The 14,829-nt window shown below is 61.6% G+C and carries 13 protein-coding genes; 3 read left to right on the plus strand and 10 right to left on the minus strand.

The features are described from left to right. Nucleotides 1–33 precede the first annotated feature (33 nt). The 3 genes from BSZ35_RS13375 to BSZ35_RS13385 all read left to right on the plus strand — a co-directional run bounded on the left by BSZ35_RS13375 (nucleotide 34) and on the right by BSZ35_RS13385 (nucleotide 2,325). Nucleotides 34–930 (plus strand): DMT family transporter, encoded by an 897-nt coding sequence (locus BSZ35_RS13375; RefSeq protein ID WP_105012916.1) that lies wholly within the window; start codon nucleotides 34–36, stop codon nucleotides 928–930. Nucleotides 931–1,149: 219 nt separating this feature from the next. Beyond that, a complete protein-coding gene (locus tag BSZ35_RS13380) occupies nucleotides 1,150–1,593 on the plus strand; it encodes an SCP2 sterol-binding domain-containing protein (RefSeq protein ID WP_105012917.1) in 444 nt (147 codons plus the stop codon). 252 nt (nucleotides 1,594–1,845) lie between these two features. Further along, complete coding sequence (locus tag BSZ35_RS13385; RefSeq protein ID WP_105012918.1) at nucleotides 1,846–2,325, plus strand: phasin family protein; 480 nt, start codon at nucleotides 1,846–1,848, stop codon at nucleotides 2,323–2,325. Between the two features lie 118 nt (nucleotides 2,326–2,443). Here BSZ35_RS13385 and BSZ35_RS13390 read toward each other — a convergent pair whose 3' ends face one another. The 10 genes from BSZ35_RS13390 to BSZ35_RS13435 form a co-directional block, all read right to left on the minus strand. Continuing rightward, nucleotides 2,444–3,817, minus strand: coding sequence for a wax ester/triacylglycerol synthase family O-acyltransferase (locus BSZ35_RS13390; protein ID WP_105012919.1), 1,374 nt, complete (start codon nucleotides 3,815–3,817; stop codon nucleotides 2,444–2,446). Between the two features lie 147 nt (nucleotides 3,818–3,964). Further along, nucleotides 3,965–5,992 (minus strand): S9 family peptidase, encoded by a 2,028-nt coding sequence (locus tag BSZ35_RS13395; protein ID WP_105012920.1) that lies wholly within the window; start codon nucleotides 5,990–5,992, stop codon nucleotides 3,965–3,967. 166 nt (nucleotides 5,993–6,158) lie between these two features. Beyond that, entirely contained in the window at nucleotides 6,159–6,359 is a 201-nt protein-coding gene (locus tag BSZ35_RS13400) for a hypothetical protein (protein WP_105012921.1), read from the minus strand. 38 nt (nucleotides 6,360–6,397) lie between these two features. Then, a complete protein-coding gene (locus tag BSZ35_RS13405; RefSeq protein WP_105012922.1) occupies nucleotides 6,398–7,546 on the minus strand; it encodes a glycoside hydrolase family 18 protein in 1,149 nt (382 codons plus the stop codon). Between the two features lie 204 nt (nucleotides 7,547–7,750). Then, nucleotides 7,751–8,923: a family 10 glycosylhydrolase gene (locus tag BSZ35_RS13410; protein ID WP_105012923.1), complete on the minus strand. Its 1,173-nt coding sequence runs from the start codon at nucleotides 8,921–8,923 to the stop codon at nucleotides 7,751–7,753. Nucleotides 8,924–9,282: 359 nt separating this feature from the next. Further along, entirely contained in the window at nucleotides 9,283–10,458 is a 1,176-nt protein-coding gene (locus BSZ35_RS13415) for a PAS domain S-box protein (protein ID WP_105012924.1), read from the minus strand. Between the two features lie 137 nt (nucleotides 10,459–10,595). After that, the gene (locus BSZ35_RS13420; protein ID WP_105012925.1) at nucleotides 10,596–11,792 is read right to left on the minus strand and encodes a DUF445 family protein; all 1,197 of its coding nucleotides are present in this window, start codon (nucleotides 11,790–11,792) and stop codon (nucleotides 10,596–10,598) included. Between the two features lie 102 nt (nucleotides 11,793–11,894). Then, a complete protein-coding gene (locus tag BSZ35_RS13425; RefSeq protein WP_105012926.1) occupies nucleotides 11,895–12,827 on the minus strand; it encodes an MlaD family protein in 933 nt (310 codons plus the stop codon). Between the two features lie 53 nt (nucleotides 12,828–12,880). After that, a complete protein-coding gene (locus BSZ35_RS13430; protein ID WP_105012927.1) occupies nucleotides 12,881–13,657 on the minus strand; it encodes an ABC transporter ATP-binding protein in 777 nt (258 codons plus the stop codon). Between the two features lie 249 nt (nucleotides 13,658–13,906). After that, a complete protein-coding gene (locus BSZ35_RS13435; RefSeq protein WP_105012928.1) occupies nucleotides 13,907–14,659 on the minus strand; it encodes an ABC transporter permease in 753 nt (250 codons plus the stop codon). Between the last annotated feature and the right edge of the window lie 170 nt (nucleotides 14,660–14,829).

Consider the following 14,829-nt stretch of genomic DNA (forward strand, 5'->3'; position numbering starts at 1 on the left):
TCGGCTTCACTACTCTTCCGCTTCCCACCGCCTGTGTTCCGTTTCTCCCCCGCCGATCTCCTGCTCCTCCTCGTCGTGCTAGTATGGGGGACCGACTTTTCGGTGTTGAAGTGGGCCCTGGCGGCAATGCACCCACACGTGGCCAACGCGCTGCGTTTCGTTGTGTCGGCCGGCGTGCTGGGAACGGTGTACGGCCTCCGGTGCTGGTGGACTGGTACGTCGGTGTTCGATCCGATTCGGGCCAACTGGCAGGCCGTGATTCCGCTGGGATTTCTGGGCTTTGGGGCACACCAGGCCGCCTTCGTCGTCGGGCTCAACCACACGACTGCGGGCAACGCGGCGCTCATCATGGCGACCAATCCCCTCTGGACGGCCGTGTTGGGCTGGGCTCTCGGGACTGAGCGACTGGGGCGCGGCGGGTGGGGCGGCTTGCTGGTGGCGCTCACCGGGGCGGGTCTGGTCATTGCGGCTGGGGGAACCGACGGGGCCGTGGGCGGCGGCACGCTCTTCGGCAACGGCATGATGCTCGTCGCCGCCATCTTATGGGGCAGCTACACGGCGCTTGCAAAACGGCTCGTGGACCGGGCGTCGATCCTTGCCATGACCTTCTTCGGGGTGCTGGGAGCCCTGCCGGTCCTCCTGGCCGTAGGGGCGGTGTACGAGCCGACCGTGACGTGGGGGGCGGTGGATGGATGGGCCGTGGGGGCGCTCCTGTTCTCGGGCGGGCTGGCCGTCGGGCTCATGTTCGTTCTCTGGAATCAGGGCGTTCGTCGCGTTGGCTCCTCGAATACCGCCGTCTACTATTATCTCGTACCGGTGGTCGCGCTTGTAGCAGGGATCGTGATCCTCGGTGAGCCCATTACCGGCTTCCAGGTCGTTGGGGGTGGGCTCATTATCGGTGGTCTGGTGCTGGTACGACGGACGGGGTAGATAGGCGGGGGCAAACGAACGCGTTGGGCCAGAAAATGCCTGTGTTCTCCATGGAACCCCAGGGACGATGGCGACTTCGGAGGCATGAGGACGACGGCGATTGTGCGTTCCCGCGATCAGGACGTGCCTATCGCCTCGTCCCAACGGCCGCTTGCCACTCTCCCCGCCGCTCGGCTACACTACAAACACATCCTTTCATAGAACTATTCGTTTCCGCACATGAGTGACGACACACCCCGCTACTGGACACCCGAATTCGTCGAACGCTTCGTCGAGGCCATCAATAACGACGAGGAATTTCAAGACAAGGCGGGCTCCTTTTCCGAAACCGTCGAGCTGCGGTGTTTCGATACGCCCGATGGGGACGACGTTTCTGCGACGTACACGTTTGAGGATGGGCAGATCGTCGACGTGGATCTCTGGATTGACGAAGCGCCCTCGGAGCAGATGCGCGAAGAAGAGGTGGACAAGAGTGAGGTGATGGTCCGGGCCACAGCCCCGTACGACGTGTGGGTGAAGATGGACAAGGGCGAGATGGGATCGACCGAGGCTCTCGCGTCGCCGGATTATCAGATCGAAGGCGCCATGATGCGGATTATGTCCAACATGGGCGTCTTTCGTGGCATGAACAAGGTGTCCGCAAACGTTGAGAAGTCGTACTGAATCGTGAGGTGTGAGGTCGGAGCGTAACTTCCGTATTGGGCATGTCGTATTGTATGTGGAGGTGTTGAAGCGGAAGGCCTCCCGGCAATACCATCAGCGAGATCTCTCTGGGAGTGTTCGCAGAGAGCGAAATCCAGTGCCCATATCCACATACGTTCGGCAGGCTCGGTTGGGGAGTAGGCAGAAGAGCCTTCCTCCACCGATCATCTTTCGAAGAACCGGTTGCCCCTTCATTCGCAACACGATCCGATCATGAGTGACAACGGTTCCCCTAGCATCAACGTCACCCGCGGAAAGCGAACCCGACGGACATCTTCGTCGAGCAAACAATCGTCCGGGTCGTCCCTGCTTCCCGATCCGCTGTCGCTCGTATCGGGCGTGATGCAGCGGGCCCAGGAGTTGTGGTGGGCCGGCCTTGGGGTGGTCTCCGTAGCCGAGGATGCGGGCTCGAAGGTGTTCGACGCGTTGGTTGAAGAGGGAAAGTCCTGGGAGCAGGCCCAGCGCAAGCGCCGGGAGCAGACGGCCAAGCGCGTCGAGGAGTTGACGGACGAGGGGACGCAGGCGGTCGAGGCTGTGGAAGCACGGGTGCGGGAAGAAGTGAACGAAGCCCTTCACCGCATTGGGGTTCCGCACCGCGACGACATCAACGAGTTGCGGAACCAGGTCGACACCCTCGCCGAGCGGATGGATCAACTGGCGGATGCGATCGACAGCGACTCCAACGATTCATGACGTCACCGCCAGGGGGAGGAGCGACCACTTCTTTTCCGGGCAGATATTCACACGTTCGACGTGGGAGGGGCTGGTCATCGTGCGATGAGGAGCGTCCCATTGGAATGGAGAGGGAGGATCACGCCTCCGGAGAGAGGTCGGCGGCGAGTTCGTCGAACTCGAGCTCAAAGCCCTCTATGATCGTGTCGGGGTCGGGGACGAGGTGCCCGTCGCAGGCAATGCCGAGCCGTACCTCGCCGTTGTAGCTGAAGATGCTGACCCCCAGCCCGATGTGGCCGGCGCGGGGCACCCACGGCATCACGTTTTGCACACGGCGGCCTTTGATGTGCAGTTGCTCCTGCGGACCCGGTACGTTTGTCATCACCGCGCTTGCCTTGTTGCCAAAGAAGCGGACGGCCTGCTCTTCTACTTCGATCGGGAAGTGCCCGAGCGCTTCCAGAATCCCAAAGGCAGCCCCTGCCTCGGCAGAGCCTTTTATTTCATCCATCTGCTTCTTGACGCCCATTACGCGCTCCAACCGGTTCTTCGTGCCTACCGGGAGGTTGAGGAAGACGAGTCCGAAGTGATTTCCCAACTCAAAGGCTTGCTCCAGAGGGCGGAGGTTCACTGGCACGAGGGCGCGCATCACCACCCCGTCTGTGGGCTCGTCGTGGGCCTCCAGGTAGTGCCGAAGCGCGCCCGCCACAGCGCCGAGCAGCACATCGTTTACCTTGGCGTCAATCGCGTGGCCGATGCGTTTCACGGTGGTGAGGTCGAGCGGGCCGGACCACGTTGCTTTTTGTGCGACCTGCAGGTCGCCCTTAAAGACGGTGTCGGTGTCGGTCCCCAAGAAGGCGAACTTCGACAACGCAGCGCCGAGGCTCATTCCCTGCTTGGCGCGGTGGAGTGCATGGGAGGGATTGAGGAGAGATTCAGTCCCCTCTGCCAAAATTCGACTCCCGACGGTCGCCGTTTCTTTGAGGGTCTTCCATGCCCCCTCCACAAATCCCGAAAGGCGGCCCGTGTGCTCAGTGGTCGGGAAGCGGGCCGGATCGAAGTGCTCGTCGGTGAGCGAGAGCAGCACCTGCACGAGGGCGATGCCGTCCCCGATGCAGTGGTGCAGTCGCACAATAATCGCGCTGCCGCCGAGGTAATCCTCGATCAGCTCCATGTGCCAGAGCGGCTTCGAGCGGTCGAGCGGATCGCTCATCAGGTCGCTCACCCGCGCCTTCAACTCCTCCTGATCTGCCGCGCCCGGAAGAGCGGCTCGGCGCACGTGACGGTCCAGATCGAAGTGCGGATCCATCTCCCAACGCGGACTTTCTTCTGGGTCGCGCACGCGCTGGCGAAATCGGGTAAAGCCGAGTAGGCGCTCCTCAATCACCTCCTTCAACGTCCCCACATCTATTGGATCCTCAAGAACCAGGACCGCCGTAATCGTCATCAGATTCGTCGGGTCGTCCATGCGGAGCCAGGCCGCATCGACGCCGGACAGCGGTTCGTGGGTTTTCATGAGGAGGAAGGAGAGCGGTCGATGAGAAGAGGGAACGGCAGCCGGAACGAAAGCCCCAAGGGGGAGAGGCAGGAGAGTTTCCCATGTAGCCCTGGTATGATCCTGGTCTCGATATGTGCCGCGGGGACTGCATTTCGCGCGTTCCTGCTACCGATACCGGTCAAACCAGGCGAGCACGTGGTCGACCTTCGCGATCAGCTGGCTCGGGCGCTGGGCAATGAAGTGAGACGCCCCCGGAATTTCGACGTAGGCCGCCTCAACGTCGCGAAGCTTCAATCCGTTGTACAGTTGTTTCGCCTGCCAGGGGGGCGTCCGAAGATCGGCGCCTCCGACAATGACGACTGTCGGCGTGTTGATGCTTCCAAGGAGAGAGACAGGCGAGACCTCCCAGTATTCCATCGGGTTCTCCCACGGTTGTCCCGGATACCGGTAGTCGTGGTATCCATAGTAGTTGTCCGCCGCCAGCGTTTTGCTGATCCAGTTGGTGACAGGCTTTTGGACGGCCGCGGCTCGAAACCGGTCGGTCTTCCCAACGATCCAGGCGGCGGAGGTGCCTCCGGCGCTGCCCCCGGTGACGTAAAGGCTGTCGGCCGCCACGTAGTCTCGTTCCACAAGACGGTCGACACCATCGATGATGTCCTGATATTCGCCTCCCGAAAAGTCGTTGTACAGCAGGTTGCCGAACTCCTCGCCGTAGCTGGTGCTGCCACGCGCGTTGGGGTAAAACACGACGTAGTCGTTGGCGGCGTATAGCTGAAGCTCGGCGGAAAAGCGGGGGCCGTAGTTGCTGATTGGCCCCCCATGAATCTCGACCATGAGCGGATAAGTACGTTCGGGGTCGAAGTTTGGGGGCGTCACGACCCAGCCATGAATTTCGCGCCCGTCCGCTGAGGACGTGTATCGGATTTCTTCCACTTGCCCGAGGCGTCGATGGTCGAGCAGGTCGCCATTCAGGTCGGTAACCTGACGCGTCTCCTGCCCCCGGCGCGTGATGGCCAGCTCGCCTGGGTGAGACGGAGCGGTTTGGTTGAAGGCAAGACGACCGGCATTGGACACCGAAAAGCTACCTCCGCCGTAGGGGCGTCCGATCGACGTTCCCCCGATGTCTTCGGCGACTGGTGTGGCGCTGCCTTGTAGGCGGGTGTGGGCGAGCTTCGTTGTTCCCTCGTCCGTGTACTTCAGGTACAGGCCTTCTCCGTCCTCGTCCCAGGCAAGACTCTGAATGGAGCGGTCTAGGCCCGTTTCCACCGTGCGCCGGTTGGTGCCGTCGCGGTTCATTACGCGAAGGGAGGTGACCTGATAGGTCTGCACCTCGTCCTGATAGCCGAGGTAAGCAATGGTTTCTCCGTCGGGGGACACGCGCGGCGTATGAGCGGGACCGAAGCGATCGGTCAGGGCGGTACTCTCGCCACTGTCGAGCGCCACGCGGTAGATCTCGCTGTTGCGTCGCTCTCGTCGCCAATTGTCGTGCCGGTTGGCCGAAAACAACAGAGCCTCCCCGTCAGGCGTCCAGACGGGACGGCTGGAGTGGTGGTAATTCCCCGAAGTAATCTGTCGGGCGCGCCCTCCCTCGACCGGTACGACGAACAAGTGGTCAAATCCATGCTTCAAGACGCCCGCGCCGTCGGCCTCGTGGTTCAGGCGCGTCTCCACGCGCGGCGGTTCTGCCCAGTCGGCACCTTCCGGGGCCGTAGGCGGCGATACGAGCTTCGGTTCTGGCTGCGACACGTGGGCCGAAAAGGCGAGGTGCTCCCCGTCCGGCGCCCAGGAGAGCCCACTCGGGGCGTGCTCCAGTTGGGTCAGCCGGGCCGTTTTTCCGGAGTCGACCCAGTGCAGGTAGATCTCGGTGCCGTGCTCGGCACTGCTGCTCGTGAAGGCAATTTTACGCCCATCGGGCGACCAGCGAGGACTGGACTCGTTCGCCTCTCGTGTTGTCAGCTTCTCGTGCTCCGTGCCGTCTGTGTCCACGATCCAGAGGTGAGACGTTCGGCGATCCGCCATGACGTCCATGCCCCGCCGCTCGTACACCACGTGGTTGCCGTTTGGGGAGATGCGAGGACGCTCGACCCATTCGAGATCGAACACATCCATTCGAGAAAACGATTGCTCCTGGGCGTGTCCCAGAAGGGGCGTGGTGAGGACGAAAAGAAAAAGGAGAAGAGCCCTTCGGACCATTGGTTGTTTGGGGGGTGAGGGAAAGAAAGACGGCGTCTTCGACAGTATTAGGGACGGGATCAGCGTGCTCAGAGTCAAAGGGGACGGGCCGATTGAGCATACGGACGGCAGAAATAGGGAGAGACCTGCTCGTACGGCCGCTCCAGCATGATTACTCGTCACTGAATTACTCGTTACTGATTCGGGCGGCCGTGCCGAAGGGGGATCTCAGGTGGACAGCGTCGGCCGTACCGCCTGTGGCCGGCTCATTTGTGGAGGAGTCGCCGATATCGTCGTGATAGACGACGTAGTCGGTGTGGAAGGGCGCGAACGCAATCGCCACCTGCCGATGGGCGAGACGGTCCCCAAGCTGATTTCCCCGAATCACCAGTCGGGAGGAGACGAGCAGGCACGGACATCGGTCGGTTAGTGCAGGTGGTCATAGAGGGTCTGGAGAAGAGTGCCGTCGTCGGAATTATGCTCCCAGTACATGATGCCGGCAAGCCCACGCGACTTCACGAAGTGGGTTTTGGCGCGCAGGGAGGCCGGGGTCTCGTAGGTGATTAGCAGTGAGGAGTCGGCGTTCCAGAGGGTGGGGGCTTGCGCTGTGGAATCCCACCGTCGCACGAAGGCCTCCTGTTTGGCGAGACTGGCAAGCGTGTCGTAAGGATACCCGCCGCGCGATGCCTCATAGGACTGGTAGAGGCCTTTATTCGTCGGGGTCACCCCGGCCCATCCCCGTCCGTAGAAGGGCACGCCGAGCACCAGTTTCCGGGCGGGCACGCCGGCCTTGATGAACTGAGTCACCGTGTGTGCCGCTGACAGTTGCATTGTGTCGGGCGTCGCGGGCGGGTAGAGGTTTGCGTGATGGCCGGTGTGGGACGTCCAGCTTCCGTGGAAGTCGTACGTCATGAGGTGGACGTAGTCGAGCGGTTTGTGGGCAGCCGCCATATTGGTGTGTGCCAGATAGTCGGCGCTGGCCCCGGCAGCAATCGTGAGCAGGTACCGGTCGTCTCCAGTCCGGCCGTCGCGCCGGCCCTGTCTGTTGAGGTGGCGGCGTACGGTCTGCAGCAGGCGAGTAAAATTGGAGTCGTCCTCCGGACGGTAGACGTTGTTCTCGCCCTGCTGGCCGGGATATTCCCAGTCCAGGTCGAGGCCGTCGAGCTGATGCTTACGGAGGAGGGCAACGGCACTCCGCGCAAACCGGACCCGCGACGAGTCCGTGAGGGCGGCGTTCGAAAAGTAGTCCGACCACGCCCAGCCGCCGATGGAGAGCAGAATCTTGAGGTCCGAATGGACTGACTTGAGAGCACGAAGCTGAGCCAGATTGGCCGAGTCCTGTTCCGATTCCAGTACCACCCGACCCTCCTCCGTAACATTCGCGAAGGCGTAGTTGATGTGCGTGAGCTGGCGGGCCTCCTCGGGCGTGACGGCCACGGTATCGTGGACGTAGCCGAGACGTACGTACGCATCGGTGCTGTCCGGAGCGTCGGAGGTCCCGCCGCATGCGAAAAGAAATCCGACGGAGAAAATGAAGGCGCAGCAGCGCACGATTCCCGTGGAAGCGGGAGGCATAACAAGGGGGAACTGGAGAGGAAGGGCTCTATCGCGCTGTCATGTCACGGTCCCGGACGACCCAGACTTCCGGGGGGCAGCCCGAGCCGTCAGGCCCAAAACTCTCGCGAATCAGGTCCAGCGTTGCACGCCACGACCGATTTGTTCACAAAGAGGCATTCGGAGCCCCCGGCACGCCCGCCGTGACGCTGCCGGCCGGGTGAGTCATCCGGACTGTAGCGCGGACGTTGTTTCCTCAAAGACCGACCACATCGAGTCGTTCATGGCGCCGGCAGAAAAGAGGGTAACCCCTGCTGCATCGCCCTCGTGGGCCTTTTGGAGGAGACGCTTGAGGCCGCCCGGGGCTACGGCGCCCACGTTGAGTCCGCTGTACAGCGCCGTGGATTTTCCTTGTCCGCGCAGGCGCTCAATGCCGTCCCGTGTTTGATTGCGCACCCAATTGGCGCCCGCATGGTAGAAGTTGTGGTAGAGCATCGGGTGGACGTAGTCGAGGTCCCAGTGGTGCCAGCGCTGCCGCACGGCCTGCCAGTTTGGGAAGGTGGCCGCGGAGACCGCCTTGTCGTTCTCTCGGGCAATGGGGATGAGGCGGTTGTTCACCAGATTCGTAATGCTCTCGTACCGGAAGAGCCGCCACTGCGTATGGGTGGGCGGGTCGTCGAGGGCCATCGGATCGACGCCGTGTGCTTCTTCGAACTTGGACCGGCAGACCTCGCAGTAGCAGTAGTCGTACGGGGCCAGCTCCTCGTTCTGTACAATGCCGTACTTCGGCTGCAGAGCCTCCGCGATGATCACGTCCGGAAACCGAATGTAGTCGAAGTGGATGCCGTCGAGTCCGTCAATAGACGAGATCTCCTCCACCCGTCGCTCGATGAAGTCTTGCGAGCCGGGACGGTTGGGGCAGGTGAACTTGTAGTAGTCGACATAGGCCGGATGATCGACGGCCGATTCCCCATTGCGGTTCACCACAAACCACTCCTTGTGATTTTCGACAATCTCCGGAATCGTGCAGGGCATCGAGATCATCCAGCCGTGCACCTCGAGGCCCGCATTTTTCGCCAAGGGAAGAATTTTTTCGAGCCATTCCCCTTCTACCGGGAGAAAGTCGCTGCCGTAGTACGCGGCACTGTTGCTGTAGATCTGTGGCAGGATGGCGTCGATGTTATGGCTCCGCAGGCGCTCAAAGCGACGCTTCCATTCGTCGGCGGACACGTCGAGCTCCGGGGTCATCCACACCCAGTTCGTGGGGGCGTTTTCCGGGCGCGAAAACGAGGAAGGAGAGGAGGGAGTTTTGGATTTCCGGGGAGGAGAGGAGAAGCCGGTCGTTGCCCCTAGGGCACCGAGGCCGAGGGCCTTCAGGAAGTCACGTCGCTTCGTCATAAGGAAAGAGGCATGGAGTAGGAGAGCAGTGGCGAGGATCACAGTGTCCCGGCGCTTCGAGGGTTTGCAGCAACCAGGGATGGAAGCGGTTCCGGTCACCGAATCTCGAAGTGTGCCCGCTCTAGGTGGCGGGACGGGGCGTTGTTTTTCTTCCTGTGAGCACTCAATGATACGACCCCATCTCCGGGCGAATCAAGAAAGAGGAGCACTTTGGAACCGATCCCAGAACGAAGAGAGTGCGGTCGTGCTCGATACCCCCTCTATTCGAGATCCGGCTGGAGAGACGCACGCCGCGAATGGAAGAGCAGGAAGGCCCCATCATAGTGCGAACCGGGTTCGCCGACGGGCCGAAGGACGCCTCAGTTTATGGGAAGTGCGCAGCGGACGATCGTGCCGCCGCCGTCCGGCGAGTCGATCGTAAGTGTTGCGTCGATCAGGTCTGCACGATAGGTCATCAGGTGGAGGCCGATCCCGTCGTTGAGGTCCTTTTCGGCTGGATCGGAGGACAGACGGTGTTCTGAGCATAGACTATTGGACACGGCGTCGGGAATGCCGGTGCCGTCGTCGCGAATTTGCAGCACGATTTGACGTCCGTCGGCAGTGCTCGGGGCCGATGGGGGAGGGGCAGTGTCGGAAGGGGCGTCGGAGGGCTCCACCACATCGATGAGAACGTCCACCTGGTTCGGGTGGCCGTGCTGAATTGCGTTGCGCACGGCTTCCTGGGCGATGCGGTAAAGGTGGCCGGCCACCGGGCCGTCGAGAAGCCCCGATAGCTTCTCGTCGGGCAACTGAAGCTGGCATTTTGCCTCCGAGGCCTCTTCGTAGGTTTTGACGAGTTCAGAGAGGGCGCCCGGCAACTCCGCGGGGGCAAGCTGACCGGCGGCCAGAAGGTGGGACAGAGACCGGGCACGCTTGGAGGCCTGTCGAACATTACGTTCGATGGTTTCGAGACGCGAATGCAGGTCGGGATCGTCTACGTTTTGGTTTGAAAGGTGTCCGCGGAGGTTTTCCAACTTCATGGCTGCCGCCACCAGATCCGAGGCAAGGGTGTCGTGCAGCTCCTGGCCGATGCGTTGGCGCTCAGTTTCGCTCACCTGGACGACGTCCCGTTCCAGCTCCCGCCGTTGAGAGATGTCTGTCCCGGTTGCCACGACATACGAGAGGCCCGAGTCGGTTTCTACCACCGCATTAGACCACGTGAGGTAGCGGCGCTTTCCACTTTTGGTGATCCATGGGTTTTGGTGGTGCGATGGGGCGTCCCCATTCAGAAGCTTTCCCCAGTAGCGTCGGGTTTTCTCTTGCTCGTCTTCGGGAATGAGCACGTCAAAGATGATTTCGCCCTGCAACTCGTGGGTCTTGTATCCAGAAAGATCCTCACAGGCCGGATTGAGGTATTCCATGCGGCCCACGTCGTCGAGGACGAGCACCGCCGTGTCGATGACCTCAAGGACGGTATGAGCAAGGGACGGAGAGAGAGGTGAGTCCGTTGCGGATCCCCATTCAGTTGGACACTCCGGAGGCGGATCGGGGCTCATGGGGCATGAGCGGAAATGGAATGGAGACAACGAGTTGAGTTTTCGTTAAGATAAAGAGTTGAGCGTGTTCCAAACAAGTGTGGGGACATGCGCGCGGCGGACATGGGAAGGCATAGCGCTCCTCCGGGCGGGCATCTTCAGGTGGTGTCGCTCGGGGAGTCCGAACGGAAGAGGGCCTCGTCGACGGCGTAGACGACAAGCCCAACCGTGGTGACCACAGCGAGCGACACGGCGGGGGCCCAGATGATGAGGCCCCCGATGATGCCGAGCACGGCTCCGAGGTACTTGATGTAGTTGAGTTGCTCGTTCGTGGTTCGGCGGAGCAGCATCTCGAGTTGTTGCTCGTCGTAGGCCCGCACGTTCTCGAACACGATCCGCTCGACGTCGAGCGTGCCCACGAGTCGGAGAATGACCTGCGTGAGCAACTCTTCAATCGTATCCCCGTGCCGCTCCAGGTGAGCGGGCAGCCGATCGAGTACCGGGTCCAACTCATCGAGAAGGGGGCCGACGGTTTCGGGCAGGCGCCGGGTGGCGGCTCGGAGTCGCTCTTGAAAGTCCTCCTCCCCGAACAGCCGGTAGGTGCGGAAGGCCACGCCCGGAAGCCCCTCCGCGTTTTTTTCCATCTGCTCGGCGGTAAACTCTGCAATGCGATCCTGGACCGCCGGGCTCGACAGCACATCGCGGAGCACGCTGCGGAGGAGCGTTTTCGTTTCCCGGCGCACCTCATCGTCGGTAATCACGTCGCCGGCCATGGCCACCAGCACGTCGCGATACTGGGCCGCGAGGCCGCTCTCGCGAATCTTCTCCATGATGATGCGCTTGTTGATAAGCTCATCGCTCACCGCCTGGGCAAGCCGGAAGGCCACGCGTTCGCGTTGGGCGGGGACGAGGCCTTGTCCCACGATGGGCCGCTCCTGGCGGGGGCGGAAGAGCATCGTGATGGCCAGCCAGTTCGTCCCGAACCCAATGAGGCCGCTGACGGTGGTGTAGCGCAGCAGGTTCTCCAGCGTGATCGAGTAGCCCGCCACGGAGAACGTTACGCCGGGGAAGTCCCACGCGAAGGACAGAGCGAAGAGGGCCCCGAGAATCCATGGCAGTCCGCGAAGCACGGGCAGCCAGCGGGCGTAGCTGCCGGTGCGCTTCGGGGGTTCCTCTACGCTCGGGGTCCCATCGGCAGATTCGGGGAGATGGTGCGACACGGTGGCGAGCACCCGGTCGCGCAGGCGGTCCAAGGACGAAGCGCTGGCGGAGGACGATCCGTCACTCGCCGCGGACGAGGGCGACGGTTCGGGAAGGTCACTCGACGAAGCGGAAGCGGGGCGATCGTCGGGCATAATCGAGACACCGCGATCGAGGGGAGAGAATCGCCGAGTTTGGGAGGAGGGGCACGCTCGATTGAACCACAACGCCCGAACGCGCCCCCAAAACGCTCCATGCTAAAATACTTTCACGAGCGTCATGTCTTCTAAATAGCGGCTGGGATTCTGCTGGAATTCCTCCAGGATGCGGTTAGTGTTGGTCGCCGCCGAGTCCAGCTTCATGTACAGGCTCGGGTCGTTTACGAGGCGCCCCGCGGTGCCCGTTCCTTGGTTGAGCTTGGTTGTAATGGTATCGAGGCTGGCCGTCGTCTTTTCGAAGGAGGCGAGGCTTCGGTTGAGGCGAGACAGCGACTGATTTAATCGGCGGACGGCCACGTCGAGAGAGTCTCCATTTTCTCCGGTAAAGTCCTTCAGGTCGTCCGACACGCCTTCTAGGTTTCGGAGCAACTGCTGGATGTTGTCCTTCTCCGCCTCCGTGACCTGTTCGAGGTCGCCCGACATCTTGCGCAGCGATGACAGGGTCTGCCGAAGGTCACTGTCCGGGTTTTGGAGAAGGCGGCGTAGCCCGCCGATAGTGGTATTCGCCCCGGTGAGGACGCTGTCGGCCTTGGAGGCGAGAGCGGGCGCCTGCTTGGTGAGTTGCCCTAGAGACGAGCCCTCCGGGGGATTCGGGAGGGTGGAGCCGGGAGAGATCTGTGGGTTCTCGTTGGGGCCGGGGGTGATGCTCACGTGGACCCCTCCAAGCGCGCTAATGCCGGTCACCTGGGCACGGGAGCCCTTGGGAATGCGGGGACCGCGCTCCATCTGAAGACGAACACGAACGGCCTGCGTCTCGGGGTTCAAGTTCACGCTTTCAACGGAGCCGACCCTCACGCCTTTCATGCGCACCGGATTCCCGGACACAAGCCCGCCGGCATCCTCAAACTCGGTGTACAGCGTGTAGGAGCTACCAAACAGGGGAAGGTCCTGAAAAAAGCGAATCCCGGCAAACGCCGCAAGCGCCGTGAGGACGATGGCGAGGCCGACCTTGAGTTCGTTGCTGTATTGCATGCGGGGAAAGAGGGAACAGAAGGACGAGATGAAAAGAAACCGAGGCCGTCCCGTCAGGATGAGGAGCCCGACAGGGAAGTGGCCGTGGACGTCGTACCAATTTTGTATTCGCTGGCTTTCACGAACGAGTTGAGATTCGGGTTCGTGCAGCTATGGATTTCCTCCACTGGACCCACCCACTCCAGGTCTTGCCCGTGAAGGAAGGCCACACGGTCCGCCACCTCCAGTACCGAGTGCATGTCGTGCGTGATCACGACGCTCGTCACGTTGAGCTCCTTGGCGAGGTGGTTGATGAGGTCGTTAATCGTGTTTGAGGTTTCCGGGTCTAGGCCGCTTGTCGGCTCATCATAGAGAATATACTCCGGCTCCATCGAGATGGCCCGCGCCAGGGCTACCCGTTTTCGCATACCGCCCGACAGCTCCGAGGGGTTTTTCGGGCCCACCCCAGAGAGGCGCACGAGATCCAGGCACTCCTCGACGCGTTCGTCGACTTCCGCGTCGGTGAGGGTCGAGAAATAGCGGAGTGGGAAGGCAATGTTCTCAAAGGTCGACATTGAATCGAAAAGCGCGCCTCCCTGAAACAGCACCCCGAACCGCTTGCGCATTTCGCGAAGGTGGCTGTAGTCGGCGCAGCAGAGATCTTCTCCGTCCACGTACACGTGACCGGTATCCGGCTTCAACAGCCCGACCAGGTGCTTCATGAGGACGCTTTTGCCAGAGCCTGAACGCCCAATAATCGCGAGCTTCTCCCCCTTCTTCACGTCCAGGGAGACGTCGCTGAGTACCTGAAGGTTGTCGAAGCTCTTCGAGATGTTACGAACTTCAATCATAGTACAAGCGGCAGCCCAGGGAGAGCCGACATCAGATGCTGGAAGTACGTGTAGCGGAGGAATCGTTCATTGCATACGCTCCCGATGCGGAAGCTATCCGGGATTGGGCGCAGGTGTGGCTGCACGGAACGGAAGAGGACAAATCTTTCGGAAGCGTTACAGGGCGATCGTACCACGGGCGGGCAGAGGGAGGCTCCAAGTCGGAGCCGACCCGCTCGCTGGGGGACCCGTCCCGTCATGAGCGTGCGCTTACAAAAGCAGCATGGCGACGAGGAGGTCCGCCACGAGAATGAACACGCAGCTCAGTACGGCCGCCTGCGTAGTGCTATCGCCCACGCCCACAGCCCCCCCGCCGGTATAGTAGCCTTTGTAGCAGGCGACCGAAGTAACAATGAAGCCGAATGCAAGTGATTTGACGAACCCGATGAAGGGGTCAAGGAGACTGAAGAACTGGCGGGCCCCTGCCAGAAACTCGCTTGCACTAAGGAAGCCCCCAACGTGGCCGGTAAAGATGCCCGTGCCGATGCCCACGATGCAGGAGACGACGTACAGGACTGGAAACATCACGACGCCTGCCAACACGCGCGGGAGAATGAGGAACCCGACGGAGTTTAGCCCCATCACCTCCAGTGCATCGATCTGCTCCGACACTCGCATGGTCCCGAGCTCGGCCGCAATGCGGGCGCCGACTCGTCCGGCCAGAATAAACCCGGCCACGACCACGCCCAGCTCCAGCATGATGGACGGAGCCACGATGGATCCGATGATTGTTTTCGGGATAAAGGGTGTTTCCAACTGGTAGGCCGTTTGCACCGTGAGGACGGCCCCGGAAAAGGCCGCCGCGAGGGCAACAATTGGAATCGAGTCGATCCCAATGCGCACCATCTGGATGAAGAGATTCTTCCAGTACATGCGAAACTCGTCGATCGATGCAAAGGCTCGGCCCATGAGGATTGCGTACTGGCCGAGGGCACGGAACGGAGAGAGCAGAGAATCGAGCAACGCGGACGCGGCGTCTGGTGAAAAGAAGACCTGAGGGGGACAACAGCGACGTCCCCAATGCGTATTGGCGTGTGCGCCGAAGGATGCACATTCAGTCCGTCGGCGAGGTTCCTACTGTCTCAATCACGATGGGATATCGGGGAAACAGGAAAGAGGCTCCAGCGGCAAAC

Source organism: Salinibacter sp. 10B, assembly GCF_002954405.1.
Classification (GTDB): domain Bacteria; phylum Bacteroidota; class Rhodothermia; order Rhodothermales; family Salinibacteraceae; genus Salinibacter.